Here is a 19985-nt window from a genome sequence, read left to right as displayed (position 1 = left end):
GCGCGCAATAACTTCATGATCAACGGGCGCGGGGCGACCGGCGCGGGGCAACGGGCGCGGGCGGGGCCCCGGGGTGGGGTTTAGGGGTTTGGGGTGCTCAGGCTGGCGGAGGCGGCGTCTCTGGCGGTTTCGCGGGGCATCAGGCGGCCGGAGCGGTAGCCGATGCCGATGCCGGCGATCAGCACGAAGATCGCGCCGAAGGTCTGCAACGAGCCGATCAGGGCACCACCGAGGCCGAGCAGCGGCGCGGCGATGATCAGCATGACGCCGTCGCCGAGGCTGAAGGTGCCCGAGCGGGCCACCGCCCACCCGGTGAGGAACCAGCCCGCGCTGTAGAACGTCGCGCCGAGCAGGACCAGCGACCGCGCGGTGGTGCCGAAGACCGGCGTCTGCTCCTCGAACCCGGCGAAGGGCAGCATCAGCACGGTGCCGGCGATGCTGACCAGCAACCCGGCGGCGGCCACCCGGCGGCTGCGGGTCGCGGCCAGCAGCCCGGTGAGCGCCAGCAGCGCGAGCAGGCCGAGCCAGACCGCGGCCACCCAGCCGATCAGGTAGACCGCCCGGCCGTCGGCCGGATAGGGGTCGTTGCCCACCCCTCCGTCGCTGGCCATCGCCACCGCACCGTAGAGGATGGCGTACGCGGGCAGCAGCCAGACCGCCGCCCGTGCGAACCGACGCAACGACCAGGCCCAACTGGCGTTCGTGGCGGGGGCGCCCGGGGTCGGCTCGCCGACGAAGGGCAGTACGCCGAACCCACCACCGCCGCGCCGGGAGCCCAGCGGGGCGACCGGGTCGTGCGCGCCGGGCACCGGGGCCGAGGACCACATCCGCTTCGCCGGATCCTTCATGCGTCACCTCGCTCGTCGTCGAGCGGTGCACCGACGCGCCGGGGCGCCCCGATTGCCTGGTCACCACCCGTCCTAGGACCGATCGTGGCAGGCGTCGGAGCGCCCCATGAGTCTTTCTCGTATTTAGCCGACCGAGCGGCCGGCGTATCGGATCAGCCGCGCTCGCGCTGGTCGGCCGGGTCCTCGACGAGGCTGGTCGGGGACACCGGCTCCGGCGCGGGCAGCCCTTGCGGCCCCTTGCCGCCGGTGGCCTGCGCCTCGGCGACGCGTACCTCGTCGTGGATCTGCTGGGCAGCGTCCGCCGCTGCCTTCGCCGCCTCCGCTGCCTCTCGCTCGACCTGGCTCGCGTGCTCGGCCGCCTCCGGTGCGGGCAGGTCCCCCACCATCTGGCTCAGCCCGCCCAGCGCGCCACCCATGCCCTCCAGGGCCTTGGTCAGCTCGGCCGGGACGATCCAGACCTTGTTGGCGCTGCCCTGGGCGATCTGCGGCAGGGCCTGCAGGTACTGGTAGGCGAGCACCTTCTGGCTCGGGTTGGCCTGGTGGATCGCGTCGAAGACCGTCCGGATCGCCTTCGCCTGACCCTCGGCCTGCAGGATCCGGGCCTGCCGGTCACCGTCGGCCCGCAGCACCGCGGACTGCTTGTCACCCTCGGCGGTGAGGATCACCGACTGCTTGTGCCCCTCGGCGGTGAGGATCGCCGCACGACGGTCCCGCTCGGCGCGCATCTGCTTCTCCATGGAGTCGCGGATGCTGGCCGGCGGCTCGATCGCCTTGATCTCGACCCGGGTCACCTTGATGCCCCAGCGGCCGGTGGTCTCGTCCAGCACACCCGAGAGGTGCCTGTTGATCTCGTCCCGGCTGGTGAGCGCCCGCTCCAGATCGAGCGAGCCGATCACGTTACGCAGCGTGGTGACGGTCAACTGCTCGATGGCCTGAAGGAAGCTGGAGATCTCGTAGGTCGCCCGGACCGAGTCGACCACCTTGAAGTAGAGAACCGTGTCGATCGAGACCACCAGGTTGTCCGAGGTGATCACCGGCTGGGGCGGGAAGCTGACCACCTGCTCCCGCATGTCGACCTTGGTACGGACCGCGTCGATGAACGGCACCAGCAGGTTGAGGCCGGGGTTGAGGGTGCGCTTGTACTTGCCGAGCCGTTCCACCACGTCCTGGCGCTGCTGCGGCACGATCCGCACCGCCTTGGCCAGCGTTATCACGGCGATCAACGCCACCGCGATGATCAGCACACCTATGACCGTCATCGGTTCACCCTCTCGCTTCCGGCAACTCGCCGGCGGAAGAAACATCGTCCTGCCACACCAGGGCTGTCGCGCCCCGGACCTTTATCACCCGAACCCGTTCACCGGGCTCGAAAGTCTGCGTCGTGTCGTACGACCGGGCGGTCCACAACTCACCGTCGATCTTGACCAGGCCGTGCTCGGCGTCCACCCGTTCCAACACCAGTGCCGTGGAGCCCTCGATCGCCTCCACGCCGAACGGCTGCTCGCCGCTCTCCAGCGCGGAGCGGCTGTGCCGCCGGATGACCGGTCGGACCACCACCAGGCTCAACGCCGACACCACAGCGAACACCAGTGCCTGCACCGCGACCGGCGCACCCAGTGCGGCCGCACCGGCGGCGGCGAACGCACCGACCCCGAACATGATCAGAAATAGCGTCGTCGTGAAAATCTCGGCGACGGCCAGCACCACACCCAAAACGATCCACACCACGGCGTCCACACCGCAAGGGTGACACGTTAATGCACGAGCAGCCCACCCGTGATCATCAGTAGGCTCGGCGACACGAGCGCCGCCCACCGCATTCACCGGCCGAACGAGGAGATCCCCGTGACCCTGCTGCCCGCGACCGCCCGGCAGATCGACACCCAGGTCGCCCAGGCGCAGATCGACGGACGCACCCCGTCACTGGTGCTGGGCGTGGTCCGCGACGGCACGCTGGTCCACCTGGCCACCGCCGGCGAGCACCCCCGCCCGGACGCCGACCTGCAGTACCGGGTGGGCTCGATCAGCAAGACGATGACCGCCACCTTGATCATGCAGTTGCGTGACGCCGGCCAGCTCTCCCTCGACGACCCGCTGGAACGGCACCTGCCCGGCACCGCGGCGGGCGCGCTCACAGTGCGTCAGCTGCTCGGGCACGCCAGCGGCATGCAACGCGAACCCGAGGGCGACTGGTGGGAGCGGAGCGCGGGCGCCGACCTGGCCAGGCTGCTTGACGGCCTCAACGCCGACAAGATCGCCTACCCGCCGCACACCGCCTACCACTATTCCAACCTGGCGTACGGGCTGCTCGGCGGGTTGCTCGAACGGCTCACCGGGAAACCCTGGGCCGACCTGCTCGACGAACGGATCCTCGCCCCGCTGGGCCTGCGCCGCACCACCTACGCGGCCACCGAGCCGTACGCCCGCGGCTACGTCGTCCACCCCTGGCACGACACCCTGCGCGAGGAACCCCGTACCGACACCGGCGCCATGGCCCCCGCCGGGCAGCTCTGGTCGACGATCGAGGACCTCGGCCGCTGGGCCGCTTTCCTGGCCGACCCCGACCCGTCGGTGCTGGCCGCCGAGACGCTGACCGAGATGTGCGCCCCCGTGGTGATCAGCGACCTCGACTCCTGGACCGGCGGGCACGGCCTGGGGTTGGAGCTCTACCGCGCCGGCGAGCGGGTGTACGTCGGGCACGGCGGCTCGATGCCCGGGTACGTGGCCGCCCTCATGGTGCACCGACCCAGCCGCACCGCAGTGGTCGGCTTCGCCAACTCGTACGGCTTCCCGATCACCGGGCTCGGCCGTCAGCTGCTGACCATGGTGCTGGACGCCGAGCCGGCGCACTCGCAGCCGTGGCGGCCCGCCACCGCAGCACCCGACGCGGGGTCGGCCGAGCTGACCGGTCGCTGGTGGTGGATGGGCACCTCGCTGGACCTGAGCTGGGAAGCGGGTGACCTGGTGGCCCACGTACGCGGTGAGCGGGTGAGCCGGTTCACCGCCGAGGGGACGGACCGCTGGCGGGGACGTTCCGGCCCGGAGAACGGCGAGATCCTGTCGGTGCTGCGCGACGACAGCGGACGGGCGCTGGCGGTCGACATCGCCACGTTCGTCTTCACGCGCAGCCCGGACGAGGTTCCCTGACCGGCCGCCGGGGGTCGGGCGGTCAGGCCGGCTCGGTGACGAAGTCGATGAGGCGTTCCATGGCGTTGATCAGAGGGGTCTCCACGTCGGCGAAGCTGTTCACGCGGGACAGGATGTGCCGCCACATGTCGGCCGGCTCGGCCACTCCGAGGGCCGCGCAGACCCCCTCCTTCCACGGCCGCCCCGGCGGCACGACCGGCCACGCCGCGATACCCAACGCGGCAGGCTTGACCGCCTGCCACACGTCCACATAGGGGTGCCCGGTCACCAGCACGTGCGGCGAGTTCACCCGGGCGACGATCCGGCTCTCCTTGCTGCCCGGCACCAGGTGGTCGACGAGCACGCCGAGTCGTCGGGTCGGGCCGGGGCCGAAGTCGCGTACCTCGGCGTCGAGGGCGTCGATGCCGTCCAACGGCTCGACCACCACGCCCTCGATCCGTAGGTCGTCGCCCCAGATCCGCTCGACCAGCGCGGCGTCGTGGATGCCCTCCACCCAGATCCGGCTGGCCTTCGCCACCTGGGCCCGCACGTTGTCCACGGCGACCGAGCCGGACGCGGTGCGTCGACGGGCCGCCGGAACCGGTGCACGGGTGGGGCGGCGCAGCGTCACCGGGCGGCCGTCGAGCAGGAACGCCGCCGGCAGCAGCGGGAAGTTGCGCCGTTTGCCGTGCCGGTCCTCCAACACCACCGCGCCGGCCTCGAAGCCCACCACCGCTCCACAGAATCCGGAGTCGGCATCCTCGACCACGAGATCCGGTTCGGCGTCCACCTCGGGGGTGACCTTGCGCCGTCGCCAGTCGCCCGCCAACACGTCCTCGCCGTATCGCCCCGCCATGTCGATCACGCTAGACCCAGCCCGCTCCCACCCCACCCCCGACACACCACCCCCAACCCCCAAACGCCGCACCCCTCACGTCAACCGCCGCCCGCCGCTGTCGATCATGCAGTTGTGGTGCTCCACAAAACGGCTACAACCGGTGCCTGTCACCCACCACCACTGCATGATCGACGCGACCCGGGGCACGGAGACACGGGCGGGCCGGAGCGGGGATCAGGGCGAACAGGGCAGTTGGGGGCAGGCCGGGCGACCGGAGCGGCAGCCGAGACAGGGCCGGTCGTGACCACGTACCCTTTCGGCATGTCCACCCCCGCAACGGGCGCGGTCACACTCGCGCCGCGCCGGTCCAGCCGGTTCGTTGCCTGGGTGCGCGCGTGGCGCGCCGGGTTGGTGCCCTTCGACGAGGTCGCCGACGCCATCGCCGGCGACGAGGAACACCTCGTTGCGGACGCCCCGGGCACCTGGACCGACGTCCCGCTGGGTGCCGCGCTGCCCACCCTGGCCAAGCTCTCCCCGGACGAGATCCGCCTGGTGCTGCCCGCGCCGGGCGACCCGAGGGGTCTGCCCGGCCCCGGCGACTTCGCCGGTGCGGCGCTGGTCACGGGTGAGGCGGTGGTCGCCGGCGGGCTGGGGTTGATCCCCCAGGTGCGGCTGCACACCTCCGGCTCGGGAGACTGCTTCGAGACGGTGCTCTGGCGGGTCTACCCGCTGCCGGCCAACGCCCCCGCAGCGTCACTCTCGTTGCCTGGCGCCGCCGAGGCGGAGGCCGAGTTGGCCGCCGCGCTGGCCGAGACGACAGCCGTGCTGACCCGCCTCGACGTCGCCCAGTGGCGGCCCGAGCTGGCGGGTGCGCTGGCCGCGCTCCGCCGCCCGGACGGCACCACCGATCTCCCACCGGGCTTCGACCCGCGGTCCCGCCGACTTTTCGCCCGGGCCGCGGTGCTCGACCGGGTGCTGGCGTTGGCCGGGCACGCCGCCCCGGGCGGCGCGATCAACAACTACGAGGCGCAGCAACGAGACGCGGCACTCCGCCCCCTGACCGCGGCCTGCCGGCAGGCGCTGGTGGCCGCCTGCAACGCCCCCCTGCGCCCCTGACCGGAGCCCCGCAACACCGGTTGAGGTCAGGTCAGATCTCGTCGAGCAGGTCCGCGACCGAGTTGATGATCCGCGACGGGCGGTACGGGTAACGCTCCGCCTCGGTGCGGCTGCTGATCCCGGTGAGCACCAGGATGGTCTCCAGCCCAGCCTCCAGGCCGCACAGGATGTCGGTGTCCATCCGGTCACCGATCATCGCGGTGCTCTCCGAGTGGGCGTTGATGGTGTTGAGCGCCGAGCGCATCATCATCGGGTTGGGCTTGCCGACGAAGTAGGGCTCGACCCCGGTCGCCTTGGAGATCATGGCAGCGACCGAGCCGGCGGCGGGTAGCGCGCCCTCCACGGACGGGCCGGTCACGTCGGGGTTGGTGCAGATGAACCGGGCGCCGTCGTTGATCAGGCGGACAGCCTTGGTGATCGCCTCGAAGCTGTAGGTGCGGGTCTCGCCGAGCACCACGTAGTCGGGGGCGAAATCGGTCAGCACGTAGCCGACGGCGTGCAGCGCCGTGGTCAGCCCGGCCTCACCGATGACGTACGCGGTGCCACCCGGGCGCTGGTCGGCGAGGAACTGGCCGGTGGCCAGCGCCGACGACCAGATCGACTCCTCCGGCACGTCCAGCCCCATCCGGCTGAGTCGGGCCGTCAGGTCCCGGGGGGTGTAGATCGAGTTGTTGGTCAGCACCAGGAACGGCTTGCCGGAGGCGCGCATCCGGTTGATGAACTCCGGCGCGCCGGGCACCGGCTGGCCCTCGTGCACCAGCACGCCGTCCATGTCGGTCAGCCAACTCTGCACGGGCTTACGGTCATGCATGATGATCCTCAGAGGTCAGGGGCGACGGGTCGGCACGCAACAGACGGTGGCGCAGGTGTCCCACATGGGCAGCTCGCCCAGGCGGCGGCGCAACTGCGCGCCGTCCGGGTCGGTCCGCTCGGTGACCAGCTCACGCACCATGGTCACGAAACGCGGGTCGGTGCCGGGCGTAGCGGCCCGGACGAAGTCCAGGCCGAGCTGCTTCGCCGTCTCCAGCGCTTCGGTGTCCAGGTCCCACACGACCTCCAGGTGATCGGAGACGAACCCGATCGGGCTGACCACCACACCGGTGGTGCCGCCCTGCGCGAGGGCGGCCAGGTGGTCGTTGATGTCCGGTTCCAGCCACGGAACCTGCGGTGGGCCGGAGCGGCTCTGCCAGACCAGGTCGTACCCCAGGTCGGGTGCGGCGGCCGCGGCGACGAGCCGGGCGGTCTCGTGCAGTTGCGCCTCGTACCGGCCGCCGTGCGGGCCGGCGTTGGCCGCCATCGAGTTGGGGATGGAGTGGGCGGTGAAGACCAGCCGGGTGGTGTCCCGCTTCGCCGGGTCGAGCTGGCTCAACGCCGCCCGGACCGCGTCGACGTGCGGCTCGACGAAGCCGGGGTGGTCCCAGAACTGACGCAGCTTCTCGATCACCGGGGCGTCCGGGCCGACGGCGGCACGCGCGGCGGCGATGTCCTCCTGGTACTGCCGGCAGGACGAGTAGCCGCCGTACGCGCTGGTGACGAATGCCAGTGCCCGAGTGACCCCGTCGTCGCGCATCTGGGTCACGGTGTCGGCGAGCATCGGGTCCCAGTTGCGGTTGCCCCAGTAGATGGGCAGGTCGACACCGTGCGCGGCGAAGTCGGCGCGGACGGCGGCCAGGAGGTCCCGGCACTGCTGGTTGATCGGGGACACGCCACCGAAGTGCTGGTAGTGCTCGGCGACCTCGGCCAGCCGCTCAGGAGGCACACCCCGGCCCCGGGTCACGTTCTGCAGGAACGGCATCACGTCCTCGGGCCGCTCGGGCCCGCCGAAGGACACCAGCACCACCGCGTCGTACGACATGGGGTCATTCTTGCCCCTCGGCCGGGACGCCCCGGCGACGCCCCCTGGTCCGGACGCGTAGATCACGCGGACGGCGACCAGTGGGCGTCGCGGGGAGGGTCAGGAACCGATGGCGTGGTAGCCGCCGTCGACGTGGACGATCTCGCCGGTGGTGGCCGGGAACCAGTCGGAGAGCAGCGCCAGGCAGGCCTTGGCGGCGGGCTCCTGGTCGGTGAGGCTCCAGCCCAGCGGGGCCCGCTCGGCCCAGGCGTCCTCGAACTGGTCGAAGCCGGGGATCGACTTGGCGGCGATGGTCCGCAGCGGCCCGGCGGCGACCAGGTTGCTGCGGATGCCCTGCTTGCCCAGGTGCATCGCCAGGTAGCGGGAGGCGGACTCCAGGCCGGCCTTGGCCACGCCCATCCAGTCGTAGACCGGCCACGCCTTCGTCGCGTCGAAGGTCAGGCCGACCACCGCGCCGCCGGGCGACATCAGCGGCAGCGCCGCCATCGCGAGGGACTTGTACGAGAAGGTGGAGACGTGCAGGGCGGTCGCCACGTCCTCCCAGGGCGCGTCGAGGAAGCCACCGCCGAGGCAGCTCTGCGGGGCGAAGCCGATGGAGTGCACGACGCCGTCGAGGCCGTCGACGTGCTCGCGGACCCGGTCGGCGAGGCTGGCCAGGTGTTCGGTGTTGGTGACGTCCACCTCGATGACCGGCGCGGGCTCGGGCAGCCGCTTGGCGATCCGCTCGACCAGGGACATCCGGCCGAAGCCGGTGAGGACGACCTGCGCGCCGTTCTCCTGGGCGAGCTTCGCCACCGAGAAGGCGATCGAGGCGTCGGTGATGACACCGGTGACGAGCAGTCGCTTACCGGCGAGCAGTCCGGACATCGCTGATTTCCTCCGTAGTCAAAAGGGTTAGTGGCCCATGCCGAGGCCGCCGTCGACCGGGATGACGGCGCCGGAGACGTACCCGGCGCTGTCGGACGCCAGCCAGGTGACCACGTCGGCGACCTCGTCCGGGCTGGCCATCCGGCCGGCCGGGATGGACTTGAGGATCTCCGCCTTGCGGTCGTCGGTGAGGCCGGCGGTCATGTCGGTGTCGATGAAGCCGGGCGCCACCACGTTCGCGGTGATGTTGCGGCTGCCCAGCTCCCGGGTGATCGAGCGGGCGACGCCGACGAGGCCGGCCTTGCTGGCGGCGTAGTTGACCTGCCCGGCGCCGCCGGCGAGCCCGACCACCGAGGAGATGAAGATCATGCGACCCCACTTGGCGCGGAGCATCTTGCCGGAGGCCCGCTTCGCGACCCGGAACGCGCCGGTGAGGTTGGTGTCCACCACGTCGGTGAACTGCTCCTCGGTCATCCGCAGCAGCAGCGTGTCGGCGGTCATGCCGGCGTTGGCGACCAGCACCTCGACCGGCCCCAGCTCGGCCTCGACGGCGGCGAAAGCGGCGTCGATCGAGGCGGCGTCGGTGACGTCGGCGCGAACGCCGAACAGCCCTTCAGGCGCCTCGCCGCTGCGGTGGGTGACCGCCACCCGGTCGCCCTGCTTGGCGAAGGCCTGCGCGATGGCCAGGCCGATCCCCCGGTTGCCCCCGGTCACCAGCACGGTGCGAGCCACTGTTCCCCCTTGCGATGGTCAGCACGGACGCGTCGGAGCCTAGGCGTTACCGGCAGGTAAGCGCTAACGGGAGTCGTGTCACACCGGGGTACGACACCGGGATCAACCCCTGGTGGCACGCCTCGTGGCGGGGTCGGCCCGTAGCCTCCGGGTGGTGAACCGGCATCCGATCGCGGTGGCCCTGCGGGCCCTGCGGCAGACCCTGCTCGGCCCGGACGCCCGGCCCGAACGGCCGCTGCTGGCCCGTTGGCCCCGGCTGGCCCCGTACGCCGCGCCGGTCGGCCTGCTCGCCGCGCTCGGCCTCTTCCTGATCACGTTGACGGTGGAGAGCGACTGGGGCCTGCCGCCGCCGATCGCGCTCCTGTTCGCGGCGATGACGGTGGCGCCGCTGCTGGCGCTGCCCCGGCGTCCGCTGCTGGCCTGGCGGCTGACGGTGCTGGCCCTGCTGATCTGCACGTTCAACGCCCCGGCCGACCAGGCCTGGCCGTGGACCCCGCCGCTGGCACTCGGGTCGATCGCGGTGGCGGCGGTGGTCGTCGCACGGGTCGACCGACCGGTGCTGGCCTGGGTGGTGGCGATCAGCACGGTGCCGGTGTTCACCCTGGTCCACCCCGACAACCGGGTTCCGGTCCTGCTGCTGCTCGGCGCGCTGGCGATCGCCGGCGACCTGATCCGGCGCAACCGGCTGTCCCGGCGGGCGCTGGTGGCGCAGACCGAGCTGAGCGAACGTGAGCAGGAACGTCGGGCGGTGCTGGAGGAACGCACCCGGATCGCCCGGGAACTGCACGACGTGGTGGCCCACCACATGTCGCTGATCGCGGTGCAGGCGGAGACCGCCCCGTACCGGCTGACGGACGTGCCGGCCCCGGCAGCCGCGGAGTTCGTCGCCATCGCCGCGTCGGCCCGCGACGCGCTGACCGACATGCGGCGGCTGTTGGGGGTGCTGCGCAGCGAGACGAGCGGGCCGCAGACCGCGCCGCAGCCGGACCTCACCGACCTGGGCGCGATGGTGGACGCGGCACGCCGGGCCGGGCTGCCGGTGACCCTGGACGCCGAGTCGGTGGACGACGACCGGGTGCCCGCGCCGGTCGGGCTGGCCGCGTACCGCATCGTGCAGGAGGGCCTGGCCAACGCGGCCCGCCACGCTGCTGGCGCCGCGGTGCGGGTCACCGTCCGCACCGGTCCGTCCGGTCTGGGGGTACGCGTCGAGAACTCCCCGGCCGACGTCCGACCGACCGCCGACGGTGGCTCCGGGCACGGGCTGACCGGCATGCGGGAGCGAGCCACCTCGCTGGGCGGTACGTTCACCGCCGGGCCGCTGCCCGACGGGGGTTACGCGGTGGCGGCCGAGTTGCCGTACGACGCGGAGGGCGGGGGCCGATGATCCGGGTGCTGATCGCCGACGACCAGGCGATGGTCCGGCAGGGTTTCGGCGCGCTGCTCGCCGCCCAACCGGATCTGCTGGTGGTGGGGGACGCCGCCGACGGCGCGCAGGCGGTGGCCGCTGCCCGCCACCTCGACCCGGACGTGGTGCTGATGGACGTGCGGATGCCGGTCATGGACGGGCTGGAGGCCACCCGCAAGCTGCTCGGTGACCGGTCGACGCAGCGGCCCCGGGTGCTCATCCTCACCACCTTCGACCTGGACGACTACGTGTACGAGGCGCTGCGCGCCGGGGCCAGCGGGTTCCTGCTCAAGGACGCCCCGGCGGCCGACCTGGTGCAGGCGGTGCGGGTGGTGGCGGCCGGGGACGCGCTGCTCGCCCCGGGGGTGACCCGTCGGCTGATCGCCGAGTTCGCGGCCCGTCCGGATCGCCGCGGCCCGCGCCCCACCGACCTGGCCGGGCTCACCCCGCGCGAGACCGAGGTGCTGCGGTTGATCGCCCGGGGCCGCAACAACGCGGAGATCGCGGGTGACCTGGTGGTGGCCGAGCAGACGGTGAAGACGCACGTCGGGCGGATCCTGGCCAAGCTGGGTCTGCGCGACCGGGCCCAGGCAGTGGTGCTGGCGTACGAGACGGGTCTGGTGGCCGCCGGCGAGTAGCCCTGTGGAGCCAGCCCGGAAACGGCTCTGCGGGACGACGACCGGGCCCCGCCCCTGGGCGCAGTCTCCCTCCGGACGACATTCCGGAGGGAGACCGTGATGCGACGACGAGGTGCCAGCCGGGTGGCGATGGCCGCGCTGCTCGGCGTGAACCTGGTTCTGCCGACCCGACCCGAGCCGGCCACGGCGGTGGGGTTCGTCGAGGCGTACCCCCTGACGGCGGCGGCGATGCGCGCGGCCGGTCCCCCGTACGCGGACTGGGCGGCCGACGGACGCCGGTTCCTGCTGTTCGACGAGCGCGGTGACGGCCGCGCGGTCGAGGTTTTCGGCGACCTCGCCGACGCGGACCGGATCGCGGTGCTGGTGCCGGGGGTCGGCAGTACCCTCGCCGACTTCGACAGGGGGTTGGGCGGGGTGGCCCGGCGGGCGCCGGCGGTGCAGGCCGGGCAGCTCTACCGGGAGCTGCGGGCGCTCGAACCGGCGGCGCGGGTCGCGGTGCTGGCCTGGCTCGGCTACGACCCGCCCGACGGGGTCCTGACGGCCGCCGGTGGCGTCAGCGCGCGGCGCGGCGCGGCCGGGCTGGCCACGCTGCTCAGGGAACTGGCCGGACGCCGTCCGGCGGCGACGATCACGCTGGTGGGGCACAGCTACGGGGCGCTGGTGGTGTCGCTGGCGGCGGCGAAGGCCCCGGCCCAGGTCACCGACGTGGTCAGCCTCGGTGGCGTCGGCGCCGGGGTGCAGCGCGCCGGCGACCTGCCCGGCGGGCGGCGGTTCTGGGCGGCCGAGTCGCCGACCGACTGGATCCGTCGGGTACCGCCGGTGCGGCTGCCCGGCCTGGGTTTCGGCCGGCGACCCGGCGATCCGGCGTTCGGTGCCCGACCCCTGCCGGTGGGTGGGGTGGCGGGGCACGACGGCTACCTCGCGCCGGGCAGCGCCACGCTGGTCGCGGTGGCGGCGGTCGTGCTGGGCGGCGTCGACACCGACGGGATCGGGGACGCCCGGTGAGCCGGGACCGTGCCGTCGACGCCTTGCGGGCGTACGCCATCGGCGGGGTCGTGCTGGGGCACTGGCTGGTCACCGGGTTGGTGCTGACCGGCGACGGCGGGCTGCACCAGGCCAGTCCGCTGACCGCCCTGCCCGACCTGGCCCCGATGACGTGGGTGTTGCAGACGCTCGGGCTGTTCTTCTTCACCGCCGGGTTCGGCTCGACCCGGTCGCTGGCCCGTCACCCGGGCGGCGCGGGCGGTTGGGTGGCCGGTCGGCTGCGGCGGCTGCTGCTGCCCACCGTGGCGCTGCTCGGTGTGGGGGCCGCCGTGCTGCTCGCCGCGACCGTCGTCGGCACCTCGGACGACACGCTCGCCGTCGCGCTGCGGCTGGCGGTCAGCCCGCTGTGGTTCCTGCTGCCGCTGGTGATCCTGGTCGCGGTGACCGGTCCGCTGCGCGTCGCCGTACGCCGGTGGGGGGTGGCCCGGTGCGTAGCGCCGGCGGTGGCCGTGGTGGCAGCGGTCGACCTGGCCGTCCGGCTGCTGCCGTCCGGCACCGACCTGCCTCCGGTCACCGTGCTGGCGGCCTGGTCGGTGCCGTACCTGCTGGGCGTGGCGCACGCCGACGGGCGGCTGGACGGCCGGCGGGCGGGCGGCACGTTGGCGGCCGGTGGGGCTGTCGCGCTGGCGGCGCTGGTGGCGCTGGGCTACCCGGTGAGCGCGGTCGGCGTACCCGGGGCCGGGGTGTCCAACCTGAACCCGCCGTCGCTGCTGGTCGTGGCGTTGGCGGTGACCCAGGTCGGGCTGGGGCTGCTCGCCCGGCCGGCACTGCACCGGCTGCTGACCCGACCGCTGCCGGGCCGGGCGGTGACCGAGGTGAACCGGTCCGCCGTCCGGATCTACCTGTGGCACCAGCCGGTACTGGTGGCGGTGACCGCGCTCGCCGCCCGCGGCGGGCTGGCCCTGCCTGGTCTGCACACCGCCCCGGACGGCCCGGGGTGGGTGCTGGCGCGCTGCTGCTGGCTGCCGTTGCTCGCCGTGGTGCTGGTCACCGTGGTGCGGGTGGGTCAGCCGAGGTTGTTTCGGCGGGGCGTACGCGCTGGTGGCGGGTGGCGTCGCCAACCGGGCGGTGGAGGGGCCGCCGACCGGTCGGCCGAGTGCGTTCCGTCGGCACCGCAGGTGTACGATCATCGACGTTCCGGCCCGCCCGACTTGCAGGAGGTGATCGCTGTGCGAGATAGCGATCCTCCCAGTCGTGGCCGGGCCGATGGTCAGTCCCGCTGAGCCACGACTCAGTCTGGTGAGCTGACCCCGCTCCGCTCCCCACCACGTCGGCAACTGCCGAGGTGAGTGTGCCGCACCGCCCGATCCCGGGCGGTCGCCGGGAGCCGCCCGGTCACGACTTCGTGTGCGCGTCCCCACCCCCTGCGGTCCGCCCCCGCACGCGGACCGTCCAGCCGCCACCCGGAGCCGTCCATGAGCCGCTACGTCGCCCCGCTGGGCTTCACCCTCGCCGCCGTCTGGGTGGCCATCGTCTTCGTGCTCGCCGGCGGCGGTCACTGACCGCTCCGGGCCGGCAGCTCGCGCTGCCTGGTGCTGGTGCCGGCGGCGACCGTCGACCGCCGCCGGCGCAGCCGTTCACAACATCCGGGACGACCACAGCAGACTGAACGCGCCCGCGCAGAGCGCCAGCAGCAACGCCACCCCGGCGTACCACTGGGTCACCTCACGCGGCTCGGTGCGGAACCCGATCGAGCTGCCCATGTCCTGGTAGACCTGCTTCAACTCGCTCACCGAGGCCGCCTCGTAGAAGTAACCCTCGGTGGTCTCGGCCAGCTCGGCGAGGGCCATCCGGTCCACCGGCACCCGCTGCAACTGCCCGCCGATGTCGACCTGGCCGGTGTCGGTGCCGAAGGCGATGGTGGAGACCGGAACGTTTGCGGCCTGCGCGGCCGCGGCCGCCTCCTCCACCGCCCGACCGGAGGTCCGGAAACCGTCGGAGAGCAGCACGATCCGGGCCGGTGGAATACCCGCCGCGCCGTCGGCCGGCACCGACCGGATCGCCTCCAGGCAGGTGAACACCGCCTCGCCGGTCGCGGTCGCCTCAGCCAGCACCAGCCCGTCGATGGCGCTGGTCACCGCGTCCCGGTCCTTGCCCGGCGGCACCAGCACGTTGGCCGCCTTGGCGAACGACACGAGGCCCAGGTTGTAGCTCTCCGGCAGCTCACTGACGAACTGCTTGGCCGCCTCCTGGGCCGCCTCCAGCCGGTTCGGCGCCACATCGTCGGCCTGCATCGACAACGACACGTCGATGGCGAGCATCACCGTGGCCCGCTCCAGCGGCTCCTTGGTGTCCACAGCGGGACGGGCCAGCGCGGTGGCCAGCACCAGCAGGCAGAGCAGGAAGGCGGTCGCCGGGACGTGCCGACGCCAGCCCAGGCCCTTCGGCGCGACGGTACGCAGCAGATCCACATTGGTGAACCGCATCGCGTACGCCCGGCGGTGCAACTGCCGCCAGACGTAGAACGCGGCGAGGGCGAAGACCGGCAGCACGGCCAGCAGCCACCACGGTTGCAGAAAACGGATCATCGTGTCGTCCCCCGGGTACGCGCGTGCCGCTGCGCGGCCACGAATCGCACCATGTCCAGCAGCCAGTCTCGGTCGGTACGCAGACGCAGGTGGGCCGCGCCGGCGCCGCGCAGGGCAGCGGCGATCGTGGCCCGTTGGGCGGTGGCGGCCTCGGCGTAGCGCTGCCGCAGCCGCGGGTCGGCGGTCTGCACCTCGTGCAGCTCGCCGCTCTCCGGGTCGACCACCGGCAACACGCCCACGTCGGGCAACTCCAGCTCACGCGGGTCGACCACCTCGATCGCCAGCACGTCGTGGCGGACGCGCAGCTTGCGCATCGGCCGCGCCCACTGCTCGGCCGGCGCGAGGAAGTCCGAGACCACCACGGCCACCCCGCGACGGCGGGGCGGACGGTTGAGCATCTCGATCAGGGCGCCCAGATCACCACGGCCGGGCTGGATGGCGGTGCCGGCGACGGCACGCAGCAGGCCCTGCGCCTCCTTGCGTCCGGAACGGGCCGGCAGCCGGGTGAGCACCCCGGGCCCGGCCGGCGGTGGTCCGCCCCGCCAGCGTCGGGCCGGGGCGGACACCCCGCCACCGGTGCCGATCACGGCACCGATCCGGTTACCTCCGCGCACGGTCAGGTGGGTGATGGCAGCCGCGGCGGCCACCACCACCTCCCGTTTGAGCCACTGCCCGGTCCCGAAGTCCAGGCTGGCGGAGAGGTCCAGCGCGAGCCAGGTCTCCAGCTCCCGGTCGGCGACCGTACGCCGCACGTGCGGTGTGGTGGTCCGGGCCGTGACCGGCCAGTCCATCCGGCGTACGTCGTCGCCGGGGCGGTACTCCCGGGACTCACCCGCCTCACTGCCCGGTCCGGGCAGCAGGCCGGCGTAGTCGCCCTGGAGCAGACCGTCGAGCTTGCGGGTGACGAGCAGCTGAAGCCGGGACAGCACGGCTTCGCTACGGTCGGCCAGGGGGGCCGGACGAGGGGTGGGTGAGGTCACGGGCGCTGCCCGGGCCAGCCAGCGCCCGGCGGCGGCGCGATCGACGGCGGGGTGGCCTGCTGCCGGGGAGCGACCGCCGGGAGCGGGATCGTCGACATCACCCGCTGCACGATGTGGTCGGCGGGTACGTCGTCGGCGAGCGCGTCGTAGCTGAGCACCAACCGGTGCCGCAGGATGTCCGGCGCGATGTCCTGAACGTCCTGCGGCAGTGCGTAGTCACGCCCGCGCAGCAACGCCAGGGCACGGGTGGCCCGGACCAGACCCAGCGAGGCACGCGGGCTGGCCCCGTACTGGATCAGTTGCGCGACGTCGGGCATGCCGTGCTCGGCCGGGGCCCGGGTGGCCAGCACCAACCGGACCGCGTAGTCGACCAGGGCATTGTGGACGAAGACCTGGTCCGCCTTGCGTTGCAGGGCGATCAGCTCCGGGGTGTCGAACACCGCGGTCGGCTCGGGCGCCGCCACGCCCATCCGGTAGACGATCTCCCGTTCCTCCGCGTCGGTCGGGTAGCCGACCACGATCTTCATGAGGAACCGGTCCCGCTGCGCCTCCGGCAGCGGGTAGACGCCCTCCTGCTCGATCGGGTTCTGGGTGGCCATCACCAGGAACGGGTCGGGAACCCGGTGGCTCTCCCCACCGATGGACACCTGCCGCTCACTCATCACCTCCAGCAGCGCGGACTGCACCTTCGCCGGCGCACGGTTGATCTCGTCAGCGAGCAGGAAGTTGACGAAGACCGGCCCCAACTCGACGTCGAACTTCTCGCTCGACTGCCGGTAGATCCGGGTGCCCATGATGTCGGCGGGCACCAGATCCGGGGTGAACTGGACCCGGGCGAAAGACCCACCGACGACCTTGGCCAGGGTCTCCACCGCCAGGGTCTTGGCCACCCCGGGCACGCCTTCGAGCAGGCAGTGACCTCGGGCGAGCAGCGCGACGAACATCCGCTCCACCATCCGGTCCTGCCCGACGATCACGCGTTTGATCTCGAACAGGCCCTTCTCCAGCAGGGTGGCGTCCTGCGCTGGTGTGGTCACCGGGGCAGGTGCCGCTCCGTTCGGCGTCGGGGCGTCGGGCATGGTCGGCTGGGCCACCGGTCCTCCACAGCGTTGTCGGTCGTCGCGGCTCGTGCGGTATCAAGACTCGCACGCCTTGCTGAGTGTCGAGGTGGGGAGAAGCCGATTTCGGGCGCGCCGTCCCCGGCAGCCGAATCACACATCTCGGGTGTGCACATACCGGCCTGCCGCGTGTACGATTCACCCCGTCGCCGGGCGGCTCCCCCCGTGGTCGCCCGGCGCTCAAGCTCTCCGTCGCGCCGCCCTAGACTGGCCGGGATGAGCACCCTCTCCCCCGCCGACGAGGCCCTGATCTGTTCAGCCCGGGGCTGCCGGTCCGTCGCCGTCTGGGCACTGGAGTGGAACAATCCGCGCCTGCACGACGCCGATCGGCGCAAGACCTGGTTGGCCTGTGCAGGGCACCGGGGCAGCCTCGGCGACTTCCTCGACGCTCGAGGCTTCCTGCGTGCCGTCACTCCGGTGCCCGGATCGCCTACGCTCGACGTGTGAGCGGCGACCCTCCGGCTTCCCCCGGCCCCACCTCCCCGTCCTGGCCGCCCACCCCGGCCACCGCACCACCCGGCGTCGACCCGCCGCCCGGCGCGTTCCCCGCACCCGGCACGCTCGGCCCGGAGCCCACCGCGCCGGATGTCTCGACGCCCGCCCCGCTGCCTCCGGGTGCGCTGCCACCCGGTCACCGGCCGGTGCCCGCCGCCGACCAGCGCCCACCCGACCTGCCGCCTCCCGGCCTCCTGCCGCCCGACCCCGGCGCGCTGATGACTGGTGTGCCGGGTGGCCGGGGTCCGCTGGAGCCCTGGCCCGACACTGTCAACTGGCAGCCGATCTCCACCGACCTGATCTGGGTGGAGCTGATCCGGCTGGCGATCGTGGTGGCCATCGGGCTGGCGGTGACCGGGGTCGCCTGGGCGTTCAGCGGCCACTGGTTGTTCGGGCTCGCCGTGGCCGTCGTGCTGGTGCTCGGCGCGTGGCGGGCCATCGCGATCGTCCGCGCGGTCCGGGCCTGGGGGTACGCCGAGCGGGAGAACGACCTGCTGGTCCGGCACGGGCTGCTGGTGCGCCGGCTCTCCATCGTGCCGTACTCGCGGATGCAGTTCGTCGACGTGAGCGCCGGGCCGTTGGAGCGCGCCTTCGACCTGGCCACCGTGCAGCTGCACACGGCGGCGGCGGCGAGCGACGCCCGGGTGCCCGGGCTGCGCCCGGCGGAGGCGTCCCGGCTGCGCGATCGACTCACCGCGCTCGGCGAGGATCGGGCGGAGGGGCTGTGAGCACCCGCGCGGGCAGCCGCCGACCGCACCGAGGGCCGCTCCGATGAGCGACGGGCCCGGCGAGCCGAGCACCGTGCCGCCCACCGGCCCGACACCACCGGGGCCGCTGCTGCCCGATGGCACGGCTCGTGATGGCGCGACACCGCCTGGACGGGTGCCGCCTGGCGCGGCACCCGATGGGCCGGTGCCGCCCGGGGCGCCCGCGCCGTGGCCGGCACCGCCGGGTGGTGGCGAGGGCGAACCCCGGCAACGACTGCACCCGCTCAGCCCGGTGCTGCACGGCGCCAAGTCCCTGGTCGTGGTGATCGCCGGGCTGTCCTGGTCGACGCTGTCGCGGGTGGGCTTCGGCTGGTTCGCCGCCATGGTGGCGGTGCTGGCGCTCGGCGCGACAGTGCTGTCGGTGATCAGCTGGTACAACACCGGCTACCACGTCGTCGGCCGGGAACTACGGGTGTACGAGGGGCTGCTCTGGCGGCGTACCCGGGCCATCCCGTTGGAACGGTTGCAGGCCGTCGAGGTGGTCCGGCCGCTGCTCGCCCAGCTCACCGGCCTGGCCGAGCTGCGCCTGGAGGTGGTCGGTGGAGGCAAGACCGAGGCGCCACTGGCGTACCTCGGGGTGGGCGACGCGGCAGTGCTGCGCGAACGTCTGCTGGTACTGGCCGGGCGGGTGGCGCAGCAGCCCGTACCCGGCGACGCGGCGGCCCCGGTGGCCCCGGGTGCGACGGCGCCCCCGGCGGCCGTACCGGGCCGGCCACTGCACGCGGTGAGCAACCAGAACCTGCTGATCAGCCAACTGCTCACTCCACAGGCGTTCCTGCTCCCGTTCGGTGTGGCCTTCGTCGTGGTGCAGTTCCTCACCGCCGGTTCGTGGTCGTTCGTCGCGGTGGCGAGCACCCTGACCGCGATGGCGGGTGTGCTGCTGCAACCGATCCGCCGCGTCCTCGACGACTGGAACTTCCGGCTGGCCCGCGACGGCGGCACGCTGCGGGTGCACAACGGCCTGCTGGAGACGCGGGCGCAGACCGTGCCGCTGGAGCGGGTGCAGACCGTGCGGGCCACCTGGCCACTGTTGTGGCGGGTGAAGGGCTGGCTGCGGCTGCGGCTGGAGGTGGCCGGTTACTCCGTCGCGGAGGCCGACGACCGTAACCGGCCCGACCGGCTGCTGCCGGTCGGCGACCTGCCGACGGCGACGATGATCGTCGCCGAGGTGCTTCCCGGGGTACGCCTCGACGCTCTCGCGCTGAGCCCGCCGCCGCGCCGGACCCGTTGGCTGCACCCGCTGGGCCGTGCCGCGTTCGGCGCGGGGCTGTTCGAGCGGGTGTTCGCCACCCGGTCGGGGCGGCTCACCCGGCAACTGGTGATCGTGCCGTACGCCCGGATCCAGAGCGTGCGGGTGGTCCAGGGGCCCATCCAGCGCCGTCTCGGGTTGGCCACCGTGCACGCGGACACCGCGGGCGGCTCCGGTGCCACCGCCCAGGACCGCGACCTGGCCGAAGCCTGGGCCCTGGCAGCCGACCTGACGACAAGAGCCCACCAGGCCCGCACCACCACCCCCCAACCCTGACCCCGCCCCTCCACCCCCCCTGACCGACCCTCTCCCCTCGCGGTGATCATGAAGTTGTTGCCCCGACACGCCGCGCGGGAGGGCAATAACTTCATGATCAACG

General features: G+C 73.0%; 20 protein-coding genes. 9 read left to right on the top strand and 11 right to left on the bottom strand.

From position 1 onward, the window contains the following. Nucleotides 1–80 precede the first annotated feature (80 nt). The 3 genes from ACGF3C_RS30675 to ACGF3C_RS30665 form a co-directional block, all read right to left on the bottom strand. Nucleotides 81–848 (bottom strand): hypothetical protein, encoded by a 768-nt coding sequence (locus ACGF3C_RS30675; protein ID WP_357234705.1) that lies wholly within the window; start codon nucleotides 846–848, stop codon nucleotides 81–83. Nucleotides 849–1000: 152 nt separating this feature from the next. Beyond that, nucleotides 1001–2107, bottom strand: a complete 1107-nt coding sequence (locus tag ACGF3C_RS30670; protein WP_393227211.1) for an SPFH domain-containing protein — start codon at nucleotides 2105–2107, stop codon at nucleotides 1001–1003. Nucleotides 2108–2111: 4 nt separating this feature from the next. Further along, a complete protein-coding gene (locus tag ACGF3C_RS30665) occupies nucleotides 2112–2585 on the bottom strand; it encodes an NfeD family protein (RefSeq protein WP_355009697.1) in 474 nt (157 codons plus the stop codon). Between the two features lie 108 nt (nucleotides 2586–2693). Here ACGF3C_RS30665 and ACGF3C_RS30660 point away from each other — a divergent pair, with 108 nt between their 5' ends. Continuing rightward, nucleotides 2694–3995, top strand: a complete 1302-nt coding sequence (locus ACGF3C_RS30660) for a serine hydrolase domain-containing protein (RefSeq protein ID WP_393227315.1) — start codon at nucleotides 2694–2696, stop codon at nucleotides 3993–3995. Between the two features lie 22 nt (nucleotides 3996–4017). On the opposite strand, the gene ACGF3C_RS30655 is transcribed toward ACGF3C_RS30660, so the two are convergent. Beyond that, nucleotides 4018–4830, bottom strand: a complete 813-nt coding sequence (locus ACGF3C_RS30655; RefSeq protein WP_357194409.1) for a DUF3097 domain-containing protein — start codon at nucleotides 4828–4830, stop codon at nucleotides 4018–4020. Nucleotides 4831–5133: 303 nt separating this feature from the next. On the opposite strand from ACGF3C_RS30655, the gene ACGF3C_RS30650 reads away from it, so the two are divergent. After that, complete coding sequence (locus ACGF3C_RS30650) at nucleotides 5134–5928, top strand: hypothetical protein (RefSeq protein WP_357225995.1); 795 nt, start codon at nucleotides 5134–5136, stop codon at nucleotides 5926–5928. A 31-nt stretch (nucleotides 5929–5959) separates the two neighbouring features. Here ACGF3C_RS30650 and ACGF3C_RS30645 read toward each other — a convergent pair whose 3' ends face one another. From ACGF3C_RS30645 to fabG, 4 genes are all read right to left on the bottom strand, one after another. After that, nucleotides 5960–6739 carry an HAD-IIA family hydrolase gene (locus ACGF3C_RS30645; RefSeq protein WP_091403868.1) on the bottom strand — a complete coding sequence of 260 codons (780 nt, stop codon included), beginning with the start codon at nucleotides 6737–6739 and terminating at the stop codon, nucleotides 5960–5962. Between the two features lie 15 nt (nucleotides 6740–6754). Next, nucleotides 6755–7783, bottom strand: coding sequence for a ferrochelatase (locus tag ACGF3C_RS30640; protein ID WP_357225991.1), 1029 nt, complete (start codon nucleotides 7781–7783; stop codon nucleotides 6755–6757). Nucleotides 7784–7882: 99 nt separating this feature from the next. After that, nucleotides 7883–8650: an enoyl-ACP reductase FabI gene (gene fabI, locus ACGF3C_RS30635; protein ID WP_357194417.1), complete on the bottom strand. Its 768-nt coding sequence runs from the start codon at nucleotides 8648–8650 to the stop codon at nucleotides 7883–7885. 27 nt (nucleotides 8651–8677) lie between these two features. Further along, a complete protein-coding gene (gene fabG, locus ACGF3C_RS30630) occupies nucleotides 8678–9382 on the bottom strand; it encodes a 3-oxoacyl-ACP reductase FabG (protein WP_355009692.1) in 705 nt (234 codons plus the stop codon). A 154-nt stretch (nucleotides 9383–9536) separates the two neighbouring features. On the opposite strand from fabG, the gene ACGF3C_RS30625 reads away from it, so the two are divergent. From ACGF3C_RS30625 to ACGF3C_RS30610, 4 genes are all read left to right on the top strand, one after another. Then, nucleotides 9537–10766, top strand: a complete 1230-nt coding sequence (locus tag ACGF3C_RS30625) for a sensor histidine kinase (RefSeq protein ID WP_393227207.1) — start codon at nucleotides 9537–9539, stop codon at nucleotides 10764–10766. After that, on the top strand, nucleotides 10763–11425 hold the full coding sequence (locus tag ACGF3C_RS30620; RefSeq protein WP_357225985.1) for a response regulator transcription factor: 663 nt from the start codon (nucleotides 10763–10765) through the stop codon (nucleotides 11423–11425). Before ACGF3C_RS30625 ends, ACGF3C_RS30620 begins: the two co-directional genes overlap by 4 nt. A gap of 99 nt (nucleotides 11426–11524) precedes the next feature. Continuing rightward, entirely contained in the window at nucleotides 11525–12430 is a 906-nt protein-coding gene (locus ACGF3C_RS30615) for an alpha/beta hydrolase (RefSeq protein ID WP_357225982.1), read from the top strand. Continuing rightward, complete coding sequence (locus ACGF3C_RS30610; protein WP_393227205.1) at nucleotides 12427–13692, top strand: acyltransferase; 1266 nt, start codon at nucleotides 12427–12429, stop codon at nucleotides 13690–13692. Before ACGF3C_RS30615 ends, ACGF3C_RS30610 begins: the two co-directional genes overlap by 4 nt. 354 nt (nucleotides 13693–14046) lie before the next feature. Here ACGF3C_RS30610 and ACGF3C_RS30605 read toward each other — a convergent pair whose 3' ends face one another. Genes ACGF3C_RS30605 through ACGF3C_RS30595 form a run of 3 tightly spaced genes read right to left on the bottom strand, consistent with a single transcriptional unit; the run spans nucleotide 14047 to nucleotide 17071 of the window. Continuing rightward, nucleotides 14047–14997 carry a VWA domain-containing protein gene (locus ACGF3C_RS30605; protein WP_238682141.1) on the bottom strand — a complete coding sequence of 317 codons (951 nt, stop codon included), beginning with the start codon at nucleotides 14995–14997 and terminating at the stop codon, nucleotides 14047–14049. Continuing rightward, the gene (locus ACGF3C_RS30600) at nucleotides 14994–15995 is read right to left on the bottom strand and encodes a DUF58 domain-containing protein (protein WP_112603426.1); all 1002 of its coding nucleotides are present in this window, start codon (nucleotides 15993–15995) and stop codon (nucleotides 14994–14996) included. The genes ACGF3C_RS30605 and ACGF3C_RS30600 overlap by 4 nt, the downstream gene beginning before the upstream one ends. Then, nucleotides 15974–17071 carry a MoxR family ATPase gene (locus ACGF3C_RS30595; RefSeq protein WP_196924350.1) on the bottom strand — a complete coding sequence of 366 codons (1098 nt, stop codon included), beginning with the start codon at nucleotides 17069–17071 and terminating at the stop codon, nucleotides 15974–15976. The genes ACGF3C_RS30600 and ACGF3C_RS30595 overlap by 22 nt, the downstream gene beginning before the upstream one ends. Nucleotides 17072–17311: 240 nt before the next feature. Here ACGF3C_RS30595 and ACGF3C_RS30590 point away from each other — a divergent pair, with 240 nt between their 5' ends. The 3 genes from ACGF3C_RS30590 to ACGF3C_RS30580 all read left to right on the top strand — a co-directional run bounded on the left by ACGF3C_RS30590 (nucleotide 17312) and on the right by ACGF3C_RS30580 (nucleotide 19882). Further along, nucleotides 17312–17542, top strand: coding sequence for a hypothetical protein (locus ACGF3C_RS30590; protein WP_357225975.1), 231 nt, complete (start codon nucleotides 17312–17314; stop codon nucleotides 17540–17542). A 266-nt stretch (nucleotides 17543–17808) separates the two neighbouring features. Then, the gene (locus tag ACGF3C_RS30585) at nucleotides 17809–18318 is read left to right on the top strand and encodes a PH domain-containing protein (protein ID WP_393227313.1); all 510 of its coding nucleotides are present in this window, start codon (nucleotides 17809–17811) and stop codon (nucleotides 18316–18318) included. Nucleotides 18319–18361: 43 nt separating this feature from the next. Continuing rightward, nucleotides 18362–19882, top strand: coding sequence for a PH domain-containing protein (locus ACGF3C_RS30580; protein ID WP_393227203.1), 1521 nt, complete (start codon nucleotides 18362–18364; stop codon nucleotides 19880–19882). The last annotated feature ends 103 nt before the right edge of the window (nucleotides 19883–19985 follow it).

The sequence above is a fragment of the Micromonospora sp. NPDC047762 genome (assembly GCF_043204655.1).
Classification (GTDB): domain Bacteria; phylum Actinomycetota; class Actinomycetes; order Mycobacteriales; family Micromonosporaceae; genus Micromonospora.
Note: the sequence above shows the minus strand (reverse complement) of the source record. Positions and strands in the feature narration are given on the sequence as shown.